Source organism: Candidatus Bathyarchaeia archaeon (genome assembly GCA_038873195.1).
Lineage (GTDB): Archaea > Thermoproteota > Bathyarchaeia > Bathyarchaeales > Bathycorpusculaceae > DSLH01.
Genome location: JAVZEV010000001.1, coordinates 944,128 through 960,834 on the forward strand (window position 1 = coordinate 944,128; position 16,707 = coordinate 960,834).

The 16,707-nt window shown below is 43.4% G+C and carries 14 protein-coding genes; 10 read left to right on the forward strand and 4 right to left on the reverse strand.

Translation table 11 applies throughout. The features are described from left to right. Positions 1 to 53: 53 nt before the first annotated feature. The 6 genes from QXW63_05325 to QXW63_05350 all read left to right on the forward strand — a co-directional run bounded on the left by QXW63_05325 (position 54) and on the right by QXW63_05350 (position 8,850). Positions 54 to 1,133: an inositol-3-phosphate synthase gene (locus QXW63_05325; GenBank protein ID MEM3461312.1), complete on the forward strand. Its 1,080-nt coding sequence runs from the start codon at positions 54 to 56 to the stop codon at positions 1,131 to 1,133. Positions 1,134 to 1,284: 151 nt separating this feature from the next. Continuing rightward, the gene (gcvH, locus tag QXW63_05330) at positions 1,285 to 1,695 is read left to right on the forward strand and encodes a glycine cleavage system protein GcvH (GenBank protein MEM3461313.1); all 411 of its coding nucleotides are present in this window, start codon (positions 1,285 to 1,287) and stop codon (positions 1,693 to 1,695) included. A gap of 13 nt (positions 1,696 to 1,708) precedes the next feature. Continuing rightward, the gene (locus tag QXW63_05335; protein MEM3461314.1) at positions 1,709 to 3,055 is read left to right on the forward strand and encodes an FAD-dependent oxidoreductase; all 1,347 of its coding nucleotides are present in this window, start codon (positions 1,709 to 1,711) and stop codon (positions 3,053 to 3,055) included. A gap of 59 nt (positions 3,056 to 3,114) precedes the next feature. Continuing rightward, the gene (gap, locus tag QXW63_05340; protein MEM3461315.1) at positions 3,115 to 4,128 is read left to right on the forward strand and encodes a type I glyceraldehyde-3-phosphate dehydrogenase; all 1,014 of its coding nucleotides are present in this window, start codon (positions 3,115 to 3,117) and stop codon (positions 4,126 to 4,128) included. A gap of 68 nt (positions 4,129 to 4,196) precedes the next feature. After that, entirely contained in the window at positions 4,197 to 5,426 is a 1,230-nt protein-coding gene (locus tag QXW63_05345) for a phosphoglycerate kinase (protein ID MEM3461316.1), read from the forward strand. A 298-nt stretch (positions 5,427 to 5,724) separates the two neighbouring features. After that, positions 5,725 to 8,850, forward strand: a complete 3,126-nt coding sequence (locus tag QXW63_05350) for an ABC transporter substrate-binding protein (protein MEM3461317.1) — start codon at positions 5,725 to 5,727, stop codon at positions 8,848 to 8,850. Between the two features lie 87 nt (positions 8,851 to 8,937). Here the strand turns inward: QXW63_05350 and QXW63_05355 are convergent, their stop codons facing one another. Further along, entirely contained in the window at positions 8,938 to 10,236 is a 1,299-nt protein-coding gene (locus QXW63_05355) for a glycosyltransferase family 4 protein (GenBank protein MEM3461318.1), read from the reverse strand. 88 nt (positions 10,237 to 10,324) lie between these two features. Then, the gene (locus QXW63_05360) at positions 10,325 to 11,011 is read right to left on the reverse strand and encodes an endonuclease NucS (protein ID MEM3461319.1); all 687 of its coding nucleotides are present in this window, start codon (positions 11,009 to 11,011) and stop codon (positions 10,325 to 10,327) included. A gap of 135 nt (positions 11,012 to 11,146) precedes the next feature. On the opposite strand from QXW63_05360, the gene QXW63_05365 reads away from it, so the two are divergent. The 4 genes from QXW63_05365 (at position 11,147) to QXW63_05380 (ending at position 14,894) form a co-directional block, all read left to right on the forward strand. Then, a complete protein-coding gene (locus QXW63_05365) occupies positions 11,147 to 12,730 on the forward strand; it encodes a DUF5752 family protein (GenBank protein ID MEM3461320.1) in 1,584 nt (527 codons plus the stop codon). Positions 12,731 to 12,801: 71 nt separating this feature from the next. Beyond that, the gene (locus QXW63_05370) at positions 12,802 to 13,053 is read left to right on the forward strand and encodes a hypothetical protein (GenBank protein ID MEM3461321.1); all 252 of its coding nucleotides are present in this window, start codon (positions 12,802 to 12,804) and stop codon (positions 13,051 to 13,053) included. Positions 13,054 to 13,062: 9 nt separating this feature from the next. Continuing rightward, on the forward strand, positions 13,063 to 13,689 hold the full coding sequence (locus tag QXW63_05375; GenBank protein ID MEM3461322.1) for a glycosyltransferase: 627 nt from the start codon (positions 13,063 to 13,065) through the stop codon (positions 13,687 to 13,689). Next, positions 13,686 to 14,894, forward strand: coding sequence for a glycosyltransferase family 4 protein (locus QXW63_05380; GenBank protein MEM3461323.1), 1,209 nt, complete (start codon positions 13,686 to 13,688; stop codon positions 14,892 to 14,894). Before QXW63_05375 ends, QXW63_05380 begins: the two co-directional genes overlap by 4 nt. Before the next feature lie 57 nt (positions 14,895 to 14,951). Here the strand turns inward: QXW63_05380 and QXW63_05385 are convergent, their stop codons facing one another. Both QXW63_05385 and QXW63_05390 read right to left on the reverse strand, forming a co-directional pair. After that, positions 14,952 to 16,130, reverse strand: coding sequence for a hypothetical protein (locus QXW63_05385; protein MEM3461324.1), 1,179 nt, complete (start codon positions 16,128 to 16,130; stop codon positions 14,952 to 14,954). After that, complete coding sequence (locus QXW63_05390; protein MEM3461325.1) at positions 16,027 to 16,620, reverse strand: hypothetical protein; 594 nt, start codon at positions 16,618 to 16,620, stop codon at positions 16,027 to 16,029. The genes QXW63_05385 and QXW63_05390 overlap by 104 nt, the downstream gene beginning before the upstream one ends. Positions 16,621 to 16,707 lie beyond the last annotated feature (87 nt).

A 16,707-nucleotide genomic window follows, 5' to 3' on the forward strand; every position in this document is an offset into this window, starting at 1 on the left:
TATAGAGTAGGCAGTTCCTAAAGCTTGACCAAAAGCAACGAAGAGGAATATGTTTGCCAGAAATTCGAGTAGCGCTCGTAGGCGTCGGCAACAGTGCATCTGCACTCATCCAAGGAGCTCAATACTACAAAAATGCAAAAGAAGACGAAACAGTGCCGGGACTCATGCACGTGAACTTCGGCGGATACCACATTAGAGATGTAAAGTTTGTTGCCGCTTTCGAAGTGAACAAAAACAAAATTGGAAAGGACTTAGCTGAAGCCATATTTACCGAACCGAACTGTGTTGCCAAATTTGCAGACGTGCCCCATTTAGGCGTTAAGGTTTCGCCCGCCCCAATACTAGACGGCGTAGCCGAACACATGAAAGAAACATTCAACATTCACGACGACAGCAAACTCAAACAGACAGACGTGGTAAACGTCCTCAAAGAAGCCAAAGCAGAAATCCTTGTCAACTACTTACCCGTTGGAAGTCGAAACGCCACGCGCTTTTATGCTCAAGCAGCTTTGGATGCTGGATGCGCCTTTGTAAACTGCATACCAGAGTTTATAACTTCAGACCCGGTTTGGAGCAAAAAATTTGAAGAGAAAGGATTACCTGTGGCTGGAGACGACGTGAAAAGCCAGTTGGGTGCAACCATTCTCCACCGTAACTTGGTTAGGTTATGCGTGGATAGGGGAGTGATTGTCGACGAGACTTATCAGCTTAATCTCGGCGGCGACACGGATTTCCAGAACATGACCGTGGAAGAGCGTTTACACACTAAGCGTATAAGCAAAACCGAAGCAGTAACAAGCCTTGTCCCCTACGAGTTGCCAACAAGAATAGGTCCTTCTGACTATGTGCCCTTTCTGGGAAACAAGAAAATATGCTACATTTGGCTTAAAGGCAGAAAATTCGGCGACAGACCCTTAACAATAACAGTCAAGCTAGAAGTAGAAGATTCGCCAAACAGCGCTGGAGTCGTAATCGACGTTATAAGAGCAGCAAAACTTGCATTAGACCGCAAAATCGCCGGTCCACTCATAAGCATATCCTCATACGCTTTTAAGCATCCGCCGATACAAGTGCCAGACCCCATAGCCAAAGAGTGGGTGGAAGAATACATACAAGGAAAAAGAGAACGCTAGCCCTTCTAAGCGTTTTTTCATAAAGTGTTTCGCTTAAGCTTGACGGAATTTTCTTAAACAGATAATACTTCAACGACAAAATCCACCAAGAGACAGTTAATTTTAAAGGCTAAGATGTGACAGAATAACAACTACAAAAAAGGTGAAAAACATGGTAAAAGTAAACGGATACGAAGTGCCAGAAGGACTGTATTACACAAAAGATTTTGAATGGGCCAAAATTGAAGGAGACAAAGTTCGCGTAGGTATAACAGACTACGCACAAAAACAACTAAGAGAAATAGTCTATGCAGAACTGCCAAGCCCTGGGTCAACAACCAAACAAAACGAACCCTACGGCACAGTGGAATCTGTAAAAGCCGTTTCAGATTTAGTCGCACCCATAAGCGGAGAAATCCTCGAAGTAAACGCGGAAGTCCAATCGAAACCAGAGTTGCTAAACGAGGACCCCTACGGAAAAGGCTGGTTGCTAGTGATTAAACCCTCTAACCTCAAAGCGGAATTAGCCAACATAATGGACTTCAACAAAGCTGTCGAATGGCACAAAAGCTTAGCAAAATAGAAGGAAAAAGCAAATGCCGAGACGCATAGTAATAATTGGCGCACATGCCGCAGGCGTCGATGCAGCATCAGCAGCTAGAAAAACCGACCGCACTGCAGAAATAACGCTAATAACCGAGGAAAAACACGCGGGTTACTCACGTTGTGGACTGCCCTTCGTGCTCGCAGGGCACATACCAAGCTTCCAAAACCTAATCGTTTTCCCACCATCCTTCTACCAAATGATGAAACTCAACCTTAAAACCGAAACCAAAGTCACAAAAATTAACGCTGGAAACAAAACCGTCGAAACAGTAGACAAAGCTGGCAAAACTGAAGCTTTACCTTATGACAGTCTAATCCTAGCCACAGGCGCAAACTCCTTCACGCCGCCCATAAGAGGAAAAGAAAAACAGGGCATACATTCCCTAAGAACATTAGAAGACGGAGAAAGAATAGAAGAAGCAATCAGAAACGGAGCCAAAACCGCAGTAGTCATGGGAGCGGGTCTAATCGGTCTCGAAGTGGCAGTAGCTCTCCGAGAAAGAGGCTTAAAAGTCACGGTTGTCGAACTGTTGCCTCAGATTCTCCCAATGATGCTTGATGCAGGCATGGCAAGCATGATTCAAGAAATGCTCCAAACAAAAGGAATAAACATCCTCACCGGAAAAGGCGTTGAGGAATTTCTTGGAACAGAAAAAGTGACAGGCATAATGGCGGGTGGACAACAAATTAACGCAGATTTGTTCGTCAGCGCATTCGGCGTGAGAGCCAACACTCAACTCGCAGTTGACGCTGGCATCGCTTTGGGAGAAACCAAAACAATAAAGACAAACGCGAGAATGGAAACAAACGTCAAAGACATTTACGCAATAGGCGACTGCGCAGAAAGCACCCACATAGTCACACAAAAACCAGCCGTTCAACAACTTGGAACAGTCGCCGTAAGACACGGAAAAGTTGCAGGAATCAACGCCGCCGGAGGCTATGCACTTTTCACTGGAGTTTTAGGCTCGGCTGTAACGAGACTTTACGACACAGAAGCAGGCGTTACTGGATTGACTGAAGCTGCAGCGCAAAGAGCAAGAATTGATGTTGTGACTGGAACAATCACTTCGAAAACGAAAGCAGACTATTACCCGGGTGCAAGATCAATCAAAGTGAAACTTGTCGTCGAAAAAGAATCACAGCGAATAATTGGAGCCCAAATAATCGGCGGAGAAGAAGTAACCCAACGCATAAACGCCATATCCTTCGCAATACAGAAACAAATGACAGTCCGCGAATTAGCCAAAGCAGACACCGCTTATGCACCGCCAGTATGCGAAACTTGGGAACCATTGGTTTTGGCTGCTGAAATGGTACTAATGAAGCTGAAGTAACCGCAAAAAATTAATTAGTTGAATGAGAGTAAACCACGAGTAAATTAAAGGTGATTTAAATGGCAATAAAAGTTGCAATAAACGGATTCGGAAGGATAGGAAGATTACTTTACAGAGCAGCAATAGAAAGAAATGCCAAAATAGACTTCGTAGCTATAAACGACCTAGCTGACGCAAAAACACTTGCACATCTCCTAAAATACGATTCTGTGCATGGAAGATTCAACGCTGATGTCAAAACCAAAGACAACAGCATAATAGTCAACGGAAAAGAGCTAAAAGTATTATCACAGAAAGACCCGGCAATGTTGCCTTGGAAAGACTTAGGTGTCTACTTAGCTGTCGAATCCACGGGCTTGTTCACAGACAGAGATGGTGCTGCAAAACACCTTCAAGCTGGAGCCAAAAAAGTGCTCATATCAGCTCCAGCCACAAACCCAGACATAACAATAGTCTTAGGCGTGAACCACGACAAATACGACCACAACAACCACCACATACTCTCTAACGCCTCATGCACCACCAACTGTGTAGCCCCAGTAACAAAAGTCCTACAGGAAAACTTCGGAGTAAAAGCAGGACTCATGACCACCGCACACGCTTACACAAACGACCAAAGAATCCAAGACCTCGTACACAAAGACCTACGAAGAGCAAGAGCAGGAGCAATAAACATTATACCAACAACAACAGGCGCCGCCAGAGCAGCCGGTTTGGTTCTGCCAGAACTCAAAGGAAGAATAGACGGCATAGCCCTAAGAGTCCCCGTTCCAAACGTTTCAATAGTAGACCTAACAGCAGTTCTTGAGAAAAACGCTACAAAAGAAGAGATTAACGCTGCATTCAAGAAAGCAGCAGAAGGACCATTAAAAGGCATACTGGAATACACTGAAGACCCAATAGTCTCAACAGACGTAAACCACAGCACATACTCAGCAGTCTTCGACGCCCAATCCACAATGGTCGTAGGGGGAAACCTCGCCAAAGTGCTCGCATGGTACGACAACGAATGGGGCTTCTCTTGCCGCATGGTCGAGCTAATCGAACTAGTAGGCAAGAAAGCAGGTTTCTAGCACTTTAAAGGCTTAAATTTTTAAACAAACCTCCTTCCTATTTTTCTGTTCAAGAAAGGTGAAGTGAAATGGTGAAATATCTAACTATAGATGACGTAAAAGTGAAGGACAAAGTCGCTCTCGTAAGAGTGGACTTTAACTCGCCAGTAGACCCAAAAACTCAGAAAGTCTTAGAAGACGTGAGAATCAGAGCACATGGTGAAACAACAATAAAGGAGCTTGCAGAAAAAGGCGCAAAAGTCGTGGTTTTAGCACATCAAGGACGAAAAGGCGACCCAGACTTTATACCACTGAAGCAACACGCAGAAATTCTGGGTAAGATTCTGGGAAAACCAGTCAAGTATGTAGACGACGTTTTCGGCGAGAAAGCAAAAAATGCTATTAAAAATCTCAAAAGCGGCGAAATCTTAGTTTTAGACAACGTCAGAAACTTTGCTGCTGAAACAAAGGAAGGCACACCAGAAGCTCACGCCAAAACAGAGCTTGTCCAAAACCTTGCTCCTTTGGCACAATTGTTTGTGAATGACGCGTTCGCTGCAGCTCATAGAGCACACGTCTCAATAATAGGCTTCACGGCTGTTTTGCCAAGTGCAGCTGGACGTATAATGGAAAGAGAACTAAAATCTTTAAGCAAAGTCCTAGAGAACCCAGAAAAACCATGTGTGTTCATTCTTGGAGGCGCAAAGGCAGATGACTCCTTAGAAATTTCAAAGTATGTTTTGACTAACAAAATCGCTGATTATGTGCTCACCGGCGGAGTTGTCGGTCACGTGTTTCTCGTTGCGAAAGGCGCCAACCTTGGCAAGGCAAACATGGAATTCTTAGAAAAGAAAGAACTCATGGGCTTAGTGCCGGGTATAAAAGAGCTTATTCAAAAATATCCTGATAAAATCAAAACTCCTACTGATTTAGCGGTAGAAGTAAACGGCAAACGAAAAGAAATTTCCATAAACGAATTACCCACTGACCATTCAATATTCGACATTGGACCAAAAACTGTAGATGAATACGCTAAGATTATACGAAAAGCAAAATCAATCGTCATCAGCGGACCAATGGGAGTATACGAAAACAAAGAATTCGTTTACGGAACAAAGAAAATCTTCGAAGAAATCGCAAATTCAAAAGCATTTTCTCTCGCAGGAGGCGGACACACAATATCTGCCCTACAAGAGCTTAAACTGTCAAACAAAATTTCCTACGTCAGCACTGCAGGCGGAGCTTTAATAGAATTCTTAATGGGCAAAAAATTGCCGGGCGTTGTTGCATTAGAGAAGGCTGCATCCAGAAAAGCCTAATCTTCCCTACTTTTTATATTATGTTAGACCTCTAGTTAGAATAATTACTTGAGGTCTACTTGTTCATTTTGGTCACTTATTCTTTCAAGATGGAATACTATAAAATGTTTCGTAAGTATAACCAGAAGTTGTATTTATAGCTTCAAACTTAAAGGACTTCGAGGCGTTGATTCACTGAAACAATGTTTCAACTTATTTTAAATAACCCCTTCAAAATAATCTTAGTGAAAGAAGAGACCTGTTTTCAACACTTGAGAGAGGTCTCTTTTTTCGACACAATATAAAGGAGAAAGAAAAAATGAATCATAAGATTACTGCACTTGCAACTGCAGCTTTTCTTTTGCTAGTTTCTATAATCGAACCAATAAATATATCGTACGCTCAAACACCGAATAACCAGTATGAGCTTATTGTTGATGTTCCTCTAGGTTATCATCCGGTGACTTTTGACCCGGCAAACTGTTATGACATGGCTAGTGCGGAGTTGTTGTTTAATGTTTATGAGACGTTGATAACTTTTGATGGGGAACGTTATGATTGTTTTCTTCCGCATTTGGCAACGCAGGTTGTGGTTGCTCCTCCAGATCCAGCGGCACCTGCCTACACGAACTTCACTGTGTACTTCGAAGTTCGCGTTGGTGTGCCATTCCATACTTGGTGCAGGAGTGACTTGGGCACGATAACTTTCACACAGTACTATTTGACTACGGCTGATGTTGAGCACAGTTTTGAGCGTTGGATGGTTCTTGACTATGTTGGTGGTCCGCAGTGGATGATTTACGAGCCACTGCTCAACACTTACGGTGCAGACCCAACATGGCCTTCAGACCCGTCTAACCCAATAAACCAGGCTGTACAAAGCAACAGCACTCACGTTTGGCTTAACATAGCAAACCAAGGCTTAACACCAGGAGGCCCAGTATCATTCGCGCCAGTCAAACTCTTCGACGACAACCCGAGCAGCTACTGGTATGGTCGAACACGCCAAGCATTCTGGGACGATGTTGGAGTGTTGCCGCTTGGTTATCCATTGAGAATCTTCTTCCAAGTGGTTAGCCAGTTTTGGGCTTCAATAATGAGCAAGAGTTGGCTGCTGGATTATGTTGGTCCAGAAGCTCAACTTGCCGATCCAACACATCCAGGAGAATGGGACGGAAACTGGGCGACGTGGCTCAACTATTGGAACCCAGATGTGGGACAAAACCCAGCCGTGGACATTGTACCAGGCGCTGCAGCAGACCCAGGAGTAACATGCGGAACAGGACCATACATACTAGATCGGCTACAATGGGCATATGGCTGGTCCCTGGTCAAATACGACAACTACTGGCGCGGTTGGCCTGCAGACTGGCCAAGTCCACCGTATCCGCCGGAAATCTCTTCAAGCATAAGACCAGCAGGGTGGATTGAGAGGTTAACAGTTAGGCAAGTGAGTACTAGTACAGGCATTGCCGAGTTTCTTGCTGGAGTTGCGGATTTTGCAGCGGTTCCGCGTGCAAGATGTGGCGAGTTGCATGTAAACGGCGACAAATATGGGCCCACAAGAGAAGGTATTAGATTGGACTATCCAATACCTAGTTTATCCATTGACTCGTTCCATATGACTTTTGACGTTGAGCCTACGCCGGACAACCGTTATGGAGAAATATATGACTATGATGTGCTTAATCCCAATGGTATTCCTAGGAACTTCTTTGGCAATGTGAACGTGCGCAAAGCCTTTGCGCACTTGATAAACTTCACAATGATACTTCAAGATCAGCTGCTAGGCGAAGCCTACCAGCCCAACACTTTCGCTCCAGGAGGCTTCCCATACATAGACGCTTCAATACCCAAATACTACTATGACGAAAGCTTGGCTGCAAGCTACTTTGCTGCTGCAAGCTTCAACGGAGTACCGCTAACAAGCGTAGGCTTCACAGTTTACATCTGCTTTAACAGTGGAAACACCATCAGACAAGCAATAGCCACACAATTAGCCACCTCAATAAACAAGGTAGCCAGCGACCACGGCTGGCCATTCACAGCATACACTGCTGGACCACCATGGAGCGCTTATCTAACCGACATGGACGCTCACATGCTGCCTGCTTTTGTCATGGACTGGCAGGCGGACTACGTTGACATCCACAGTTATGCCTATCCATACGCCCACAGTCAAGGAGCCCTAGCCGCGGCACAACGTTACAGCAACCCAACAGTAGACGCTTTAATAGAACAAGGACTATACACGCCAGACGGTCCAGTAAGACAAGCCATATACTACCAAGTGGAAAACATCTTCTTCCAGGAAGCGCCAACAATCCCACTGTATGTAGCAATAGAAAGAGGATACATGAGAGACTGGGTCCAAGGACACTACTATAACCCGCTGGCTCCAGGAATATACAGCTACGACATGTGGAAGTGGCCAATGACAGACACGCCAGGTGCAGAAGGATACTGGCCGGGAGATGTTAATTACGACGGAATAGTAGATACTTTAGACGTACTCATCATACGTATGGCGTATGGTTCATTCGCGGGGAAGGTGGGAATGCCTATTTCCAGTCCTAGGTGGAATTTCCACTGCGACATAGCAGGACCACGTTACGGTTGGCACGACCGAAAAATAGACTCCTCAGACATAGCAAGTGTACTCTTAAATTTTGGTAAATTCAGCCAAATCTGGATTCCTCCAATTATGGGCTCGGTGTTGCTTGAAAACAAAAAGTCCACAAAATATAGAGATGGCGATTTATCTGTAGGTAATAAAGACATTTCAGTTAATTATGCTAGCAACCCAGAAAGCGATACGCTCGTGATGGAGTTTCACGTGGTAAACGTTACCGATATAATTGCTTGGCAAATACGAATCTCTTGGAACAACAGCATAATAAACTACGCAGGCTGCATCATACCATCAGAAGAAAACATTTTCAAAGGCAAAGATCCTGCTGGACCACTTCAATATTTAGAAGTCGACGGTATTTCTAACATTGGAACCTTAATGTGCGGCACCTTTGAGTCAACCTTTGAAGGAGTTAACGTAACAGGTTGGGGACTACTCTGCAGAATAAACTTCACCGTAATTGGTCACACACAACAAAAACAAAATCCCGTCGAATTCATAATATATGAGTATTATCCATCACTCTTGACAACATATATAATTAAAAAAGCACCACTATGGAAAAGACAAGCGACTTTTCTAAGCAGGCTCGTAGGAGATGTTGACTGCGATGGCAAAGTTAAAATGGATGACGTAATAAGCGTGTGTGACGCCTTCGGCTCAACACTTGGCACAGACGGCAACTTCTGGCACCAGAACCCATGCCCGCCCGGCTGTCCCCACTCTCCCGGATGCAACTTATACTGGGACAACAAAATAGACATGGGCGACGTAATCGTTGCATGCGACAACTTCGGAAAAACCTACCCATAACCCCTTATTTTTTATTTTTAGACCAACAAAAAACGCGTTTAAAATTCTATAACAAAAACTAAACAATTATTATATAATAAAAAAGTTTTATGTTCGAGTCATTTTCTCAATTAAATCTACTACGTGATATTCTCCATGCTCTTGTGGATGCTGAAGCGTCTGGTACAAGTGAAGCGTTTGTTCAGCAGCTTTTCTCCACGTAAAATACTGCAACACACGTTTTCTGCCGTTTTCTCCCCACCGTTTCGCTCTTTCAGTATCACATAACACTTGCTTAATACCCCATGCAATGTCTGCAGCGTTTCCGCCGTTAACGTGAACGCCGTTTTGGTCGGGTCCAGAAGAGACAACTTGTTCTCTGAAGCCAACCACGCCTTGTGCACCTACGATTAGCGGTTTTGCCATGGACATGGCTTCTAGGCTGACTATGCCGAAGGGTTCGTAGGTGGATGGGAAAATGCACACGTCAGACGCAGCATAATGTAGTATTCGTTCTTTTTCTGGCACAAACTCAAATTTACAAGCAACCTTATCGCTTATTCCCAGCCTCTTTGCAGTTTCAATTATGTCATTCTGCTGTTCACCCTTGCCTAAAATTACAAGCTTAGTTTTAGGATATTCCTCCAAAACTGTCGGCATTGCTTGAACCAGGTTTCCAACACCCTTCACCCAAGTGAGCCTTCCTAGAAAGAGAAGCATTTTTTCGTCTGGCTTTATGCCGTATCTACTGCGGATTGCATCTACTTCTTCAGGTTTGCAATTGCGTGGATTATAACGTTCTGGGTCCACACCGTTCCAGACTACGCTTATTTTTGAGTTTGGCCATCCATGTCTTACTAAGTCTTCTTGCATAGCGTGGCTTACTGTGATTATTTTGTCTGCTTTCTGTGCGGTTGCCCACTCTAGATAGGAAACAACTTCAGAGCCCGTTCCGCCCGCTCTTCCCCATTCCGTGCTATGAACGTGAAATGTCACTGGAACTTTGGTTTCATTTTTTATTATAATCCCTGCTATGCTGCTTAACCAGTCGTGTACGCAGACAACATCGTAGTTGCAGCCTTCCTTTTTCAACATGCTGTTTATGAATTTTGACGCGCTCAGAATGTTATAGATGAATATGTCATTGAACATGCGGATGTTTGTTCCCCACTTTTTCAGGTCGTCAATGACGAACATTGGAAAAACATTGCTTGCATCCGCGATTAAGGGTCTGTGAACTTCCACGCCTTTTATGATTTCTCTAGTTTTTAAGTTTCCTGGGTTAAGAGTGAAAACTGTCACGTCATTACCCATAGAAACAAATTCTCGAGTGATATATTCAGCGTAAGTTCCTAAGCCGCCAACAAGTGCTGGCGGATACTCCCAAACAAAAAACCCAATTCTCATGCGAAAGCACCTCAGATAGCATTTTTCACAAGAAAAGTTTTTGAGAGGAAACTTAAAGACGGGACGAAACTACTAGGCGCAGTCTTATTTAGAATAGCTTTAGCTTCCTCTTCGGCTCTTCCTCTTTCGGAGGCACTGGTGGTGGCGGAGACAACGGAAACTCTTCTTTCGGTGGTTCTGGTTTAGGCTTTGGCGGTTCTGGTCTAGGTTCTTCCTTCTTTTCTGGTTTAGGTTCTGGCTCGGGTTCCTTCTTCTTTACTGGTTTTGGTTCGCGCTTCTTCTCTGGTGGTTTTTCCTCACTTTCATTTGGTTTCTCATGCGGAGCCCAGGTAAAAATGGGTTGGAGACGGAGGCCTTTGTGGTCTCCAAGCTTTAGGTATTCCCATTCGTAGAGGTCGATGCGCATTCCCTTCATGCTTTCAACTGCACGTTTTAGCGCGTCTGAAAAGCTTGGCGCGATCAAGATCAATCGTGGTCTTTCTTTGCCGTCGATTTTGTGTTTGTTGTATGTGGCTTTCAAGAATGACTTGAACTTGTCAACGTAGTCGAGGCTTTGTATTCCTTGCAGCAGCATTATGTCGTCTTCTTTGACGCTTAATTGTATAATAACAAGTTGACCATTGTTGTCGTGGCACAAAACATCCAATGTGGTTCTGTCATTTATTGGAACGTTACTGCAGATCATTGTCAAGTCTTTTTCGATTTGGCTCATTTCTTTGGTTATCATTTGTCCCAGTTCTTGTGGATTATCCACTCTAATTTTTTCTATTGACACGCGGTTTCACCTTTGTTGTAAAACAAAGAAGGTTCGAGTGCGGATAAATAAGTTATGAATTCAGAATTCGAATCAAACCTAAACTTTTACGTTGCCTTCCTTCACGCATGTTTAGCATAGCAAATTAGAAATAATATGCAGTTTGATAATGAATACACAGAGGCTAAAGCTTTGGTTGACATAGTGTTCGTTTTCGAAGTCCATCAACCACACAGGATTAAGAAAAACTTCTTTTGGGAAAACAAACTCTTCAAACGCATAAAAAAGGAAGAACTTTTCGACTATTATTTTGACCATTCAGTGAATAAGGAAGTTTTCTTGAGAGCATGCAGAAAATGCTATTTCCCATCCAATCAGATACTGCTAGACTTAATAGACAAATATAAAAGAGAGAAGAAGCAAGTCAAAGTTTCATTCAGCATCTCCGGCGTTTTCTTAGAACAGTGCGAAATGTTCAACAAAGACCTGTCAGAATCGTTCAAACAGCTTTCAGAAACTGGATGCGTGGAATTCCTAAGCCAAACCTATTATCACTCGCTGGCAAGCCTATACCCGGAAAGAGACGAATTTATCGAACAGGTAAAAATGCACCAGCAAATTATGAAAGATTTACTTGGTTACACGCCTAAAGTTTTCGAAAACACAGAGCTACTTTACAACAATGCGATAGCAAACACTGTAGAAAAGTTGGGTTTCAAAGGAATTTTCACGGAAGGCGTAGAAAGAATACTCCACGGAAAATCGCCTAACTATATTTACACGCCGAAAGGCGACAGGAAAATCAAGGTATTATTGCGAAACTACAAGCTAACGGACGATATAGGATTCAGATTCTCAGCAAGATGGTGGAACGAGTGGCCCTTAACCGCAGACAAATACGCAAGCTGGCTGGCAGCAACACCCGGACAATGCATTAACATATTCCCAGACTACGAAACTTTCGGCGAACACCACTGGCCAGAAACAGGCATACACGAGTTTCTAAAGCATCTGCCACGGGAGATTCTAAAATGGTGGCATCTACACATGTCTACGCCCTCAGAAGTCGTGGAAAAGTATGAACCATCTGGAGAAATTGATGTTCCAGAGCTCGGCGGAACAGTTTCTTGGGCAGATTTAGAAAGAGACGCAAGCTGTTGGCTTGGAAACACGATGCAGTGGGCTTACTATTCGACTACGAGAAGACTGGAACCGCTTGTAAAGGAAACCGGAGATGAGGCGCTTTTGAAAATGTGGCGGTATTTCCAGACAAGCGACCACCTCTATTACATGTTCACAGCAGGCGGCGCACCAGGCGAAGTCCACTCTTATTTTAGTCCTTTCGGGTCTCCAATAGACGCTTTTGTGACAGAACAAGCGGCAATACTAGATTTTGAAAACAGAGTGAGACTCGCAGCTGCAGTTGCGGACGAGCCGTTCTTATTTTATGCCGGAGTAGGAGAAGACAAGTTCACCGGCATCATGGCGTGGAGTTTGAAAGGATTCGGAAAAGCTCTTCAAGAAATTAACATAAAATCTATAGAATTTCACAATTCTCGTGGAGACTTCGAAAAGTGGGCGGAAAAATCGCTTCAAGACAAGACATTAACGGCGCAGTTGAAGAAAGTTAGACTTTCAAGAGTGAAGAGTGAAGCGCTTCGAAAAGCACTCGTTAAGGTTGTCAATGAAAGATTCAGAGAACTTAGCAAGCAGACACAAATGGCAACCAAATATTTCTAAAGCAGTATTGTATGCTTTTATAAAAGAAACAGCATTAAAAAGTAAGTTTAAGGCTAGTTAGGGTGAACTCTTTGAGAGAAGAACTACCACTTCCGGAGAAAATATTACAGACATTACACAACCTATGCGCAACAGCCCCGGACTTAGCGAGAAGAAGCGAAGAGTTGGCACAGGTCTTACAAATCGACATAAACGAAGTGGAAAGAACTCTAGACAATTACAAGCTTGAAGGTTTTGCAGAAAGCTTCACGGATAATGAGGGAAAGAAAAGGTATTATTTGACAGGACGGGGAATAATAAAAGTCTGTGCATTTTTCACGTAGTGAAAGCGAATGCAAGTCACCATTTTTTCGTGGGAATATCCGCCGAGAATTGTCGGACAACTTGCAGACCATGTTCGAGAGCTTGCTATACAACTTGTCAAAAATAATGTAAAAGCCTTCGTGGTTACTTATCATGATTATTTGACGGGGCAATATGAGGAGCCGGAAGGCGTAAAAGTCTACAGAGTAACGAATCCTGTTCGCACGCATATTGGTGTTCTCACGTGGGTTCTCACTTTAAATCAAGAAGTTGAAAGAGCAGCAGCAAACATCTATTACAACGTGGATAAGCGGCTTGACCTCATCGACGTCCATGATTGGCATTTCATACCAGCCGCGGTTACTCTGAAAAAAGCACTTGGTGTGCCGTTTGTTTATTCTGTGGAAAGCCTTGAAGAGCATCGTTCTCATGGCGCAAATTCACCGTTTAACATGGCTATTAAGAGCATTGAATGGTTGGGCATGTATGAAGCGGCAAAACTTGTTGTTAAATCTGAGTGGATGCGAGACGAGGTTTATCGACTATACAAGGTCCCATTAGAAAAGGTAAAAATTATTCCGCCGAAATCCACGCATTGGGCGAGAAATGTTCTAGAAATTTATAAGAGTGTTGCTGGAGGCGCTCTCTCCGAATGACTGATGAATTATCTGTTATGATGCTTACTTGGGAGTTTCCGCCCAGGATTATTGGAGGAATATCACCGCATGTCTATAACTTGTCTCGCAGTTTAGCAAAGAATGGCACAAAGGTTTATGTGGTTACCTGTGATTTTCCAGGTGCGCCTCAGCATGAAGTTATTGATGGTGTAGAAGTTTTCAGGATTGATTCTTACAAGAATCCTTCACCAGATTTTGCAACATGGGTTTACTTGATGAATGTGAACATGCAGAAGGAAGCCGCAGCGCTTGTCAAAAGTTTAAGTGGAAAAGTTGATGTTTTTCACGCTCACGACTGGCTTGTTGCAAACGCGGGAATCGGATTAAAACATGTTTTTAGAAAGCCACTTTTGACTACTATGCATTCGACTGAGATTGGGCGGAGAAATGGAATTCATTTTGACTATGAACGGATGATTCACGAGACAGAGGCGTGGCTCACGTATGAGGCGTGGAAAGTGATATGCTGCAGCAATTATATGGTTTCGCATGTTCAATGGGCTTTTGGGCTGCCACCAGACAAGCTGGTTATGATTCCAAACGGCGTTGACGCAGAAGCCTACGCAAAAGTGGAAAATTCGGATTTACGCGGTTTTAGAGGCAAGTTTGCTTTGCCTGAAGAGAAAATTGTGCTGTTTGTGGGCAGACTTGTTTACGAAAAAGGAGTTCAGGTTCTTGTCAATGCGGTTCCAAAAGTTTTGGAGAAAGTTAACGCGAAATTTGTAATAGTAGGCAATGGTTACATGAAAGAGCAGCTTTCAGGCATCATTAAAAGTTTAGGATTATCACATAAAGTGCTTTTCACTGGATTTGTTGATGACGAAACATTGAAGAAATTGCAGAAATGTGCAGATGTTTCAGTAGTGCCCTCGCTTTTCGAACCTTTCGGGATAGTGGCTCTTGAAGCGATGGCGGCGAAGAGTCCTGTTGTGGTTTCGGACACGGGTGGTTTGTCAGAAATAGTCGAGCATGATGTGACGGGCGTTAAAACGTACGTTAATAATCCAGACTCGTTGGCGTGGGGGATAACGAAAGTGTTACTTGACGAAAAATACGCAGATTGGATAAGAACAAACGCGTACAAGAAAGTTCAAGAAAAATACGATTGGAACAACATAGCCCAACAAACAAAGGCGATTTACCAAACAGTCTTAAAAGACTACTCAAAGAGCTTCTGGGCATAAACTTGTTTAGAACATTTCTTAAAAGATAGAAAAAGGGAAAGTTTTAGGCTTTGGTGGTTAAGGTATTTTCATGTTGTATCCGTTTATTTCGAATACAAAGTGGGCTGTTTGAGTGTATGGTATTGAAGGTAGGAATTTTAGGTCTATGGTTTGTGTTGGTGTCAAGTCCACACGCTTTTCATCGTCTAACATTAGTTTGGTTGTTACATAGCCAAGTTCGTTGTGATAAGCGTATATTAACGGACACGGGTTCCATTTTCCTTGATAATCCACAGCATAAAGCTTCACTTGGTCAATATGGCTAGTGTAATTGTCTAACTCTCTTAATTGAAGCTTGTAAACACCGTTTTCTAAGGCTAAAGAGTTCTCTAGTGTGTGCTGAACGGTTATGTCCGATTCTGCATGAATATTTAACACGCCTTCATCAGCGTAGTCTGTGCCATTCCAAACAAACAACGTTGGACAACCACCACCGCCACCACCGCCTCCTTCTACAGTGAATGACGTATCGCCTTGCTCCACTGTCAACCAGCAATCTGTTTCAGATGGGATGTCGTCTCCTATTATAAAGTTGGTATCCATTAAAGCGATGCCTATTGGCACCAAACCATACAAGTACTCCCACCACATTGCACGTACATGAATCCATATGGTAGCATGATGCCCTTGGTGAGCTTGTGCAAGACCATTTTGAATTCCGATACTTCCTGCTCCTTCAGTGTAAACGCTACCTCGAAAAGGGTCGTAACCGTACATTTCTGCAAGCTGTTGTAGATGAGTATATCCATCCTTCTCGTATCTAGTGTAGTTAGTGTAAAAGTCACCGCTTATGGCGTTGATTGTTGCTCCCAAAGATAGAAATTCGGTTCCAACTGTAAGTGTCCATGAGACGGGCTGTCCACTTTGAGACGATGAGGTAGGATACCATCTTTTATATACCGCGTAATCACAGTTTCCACAATCGCATTTATAAAAGACCCATATAGCCCATCCATGAGGAATAAAGTCACTAAAGAATTCGTGCCAGCAATATTGCCATATATAAAATTTGAAGGCAAATTCCTCATTAGCCGTTGGATATGTAGGGTTGTAGGGAATTATTGGGAAATACTCAACATAGAATTCGCATTTGTCATCTTTGTATCTTTCGTACCCTGAAGATAGAGCGTACACATGGCTTGTTTGAAGCAGAGGTACTAGCAATAGCAAGATGAACAGTAAGGATACTTTCTTCATTTTTCGAAACCTCTATTTTTCTAGGGGGTGTCGTCTGTTTGTAGGTTAGATAGAGAGTATATGCAAAGATAGCCCATGCGACAACCGTGCCTACGTTAATAACCCAAAGAAGTACATGCTCTCCCAATGTCCGTTCTACTTCTGGGAAATAGGCTATTTGGATGTAGTAGTAGTCACTGTAGTATTTTATTATGTCATGCCCTTTTGAATAGTTGAAGTATTCTTCAAACCAGTAACGAGCACTACTCAATTTGGGAAGTTCAATGAAATCACGGACAGCATCGCTCGCTATTGTATATTCATAAGGACTGCCGGAGAAATCGCTTTGAGTGAGGTCTGTGTACGTAGGTGGTGGAATTTCCCACTCAGACAACTTGTGAGTGTTCAGGTACACTGAATATGGGATATTATGGAATTGGAAGTTGTAGGCTACGACTATTAGGCTTAGAAAAGCTAAAACTATTAGGATAGCAGCAACTCGCACGTTCATCATCGCCCCCCCTTGTTCTCTTTCTGCCCTTCGTTTAGGGCTAGGCGGTGACACGTCTCCACAGTATTTAACTGTGGTTTGAACATT

Coding starts and splice junctions, on each gene's coding strand:
- gcvH (MEM3461313.1), top strand. CDS start 1,285: ATGGTAAAAGTAAACGGATACGAAGTGCCAGAAGGACTGTATTACACA.
- QXW63_05335 (MEM3461314.1), top strand. CDS start 1,709: ATGCCGAGACGCATAGTAATAATTGGCGCACATGCCGCAGGCGTCGAT.
- gap (MEM3461315.1), top strand. CDS start 3,115: ATGGCAATAAAAGTTGCAATAAACGGATTCGGAAGGATAGGAAGATTA.
- QXW63_05345 (MEM3461316.1), top strand. CDS start 4,197: ATGGTGAAATATCTAACTATAGATGACGTAAAAGTGAAGGACAAAGTC.
- QXW63_05350 (MEM3461317.1), top strand. CDS start 5,725: ATGAATCATAAGATTACTGCACTTGCAACTGCAGCTTTTCTTTTGCTA.
- QXW63_05355 (MEM3461318.1), bottom strand. CDS start 10,236: ATGAGAATTGGGTTTTTTGTTTGGGAGTATCCGCCAGCACTTGTTGGC.
- QXW63_05365 (MEM3461320.1), top strand. CDS start 11,147: ATGCAGTTTGATAATGAATACACAGAGGCTAAAGCTTTGGTTGACATA.
- QXW63_05375 (MEM3461322.1), top strand. CDS start 13,063: ATGCAAGTCACCATTTTTTCGTGGGAATATCCGCCGAGAATTGTCGGA.
- QXW63_05380 (MEM3461323.1), top strand. CDS start 13,686: ATGACTGATGAATTATCTGTTATGATGCTTACTTGGGAGTTTCCGCCC.
- QXW63_05385 (MEM3461324.1), bottom strand. CDS start 16,130: ATGAAGAAAGTATCCTTACTGTTCATCTTGCTATTGCTAGTACCTCTG.
- QXW63_05390 (MEM3461325.1), bottom strand. CDS start 16,620: ATGAACGTGCGAGTTGCTGCTATCCTAATAGTTTTAGCTTTTCTAAGC.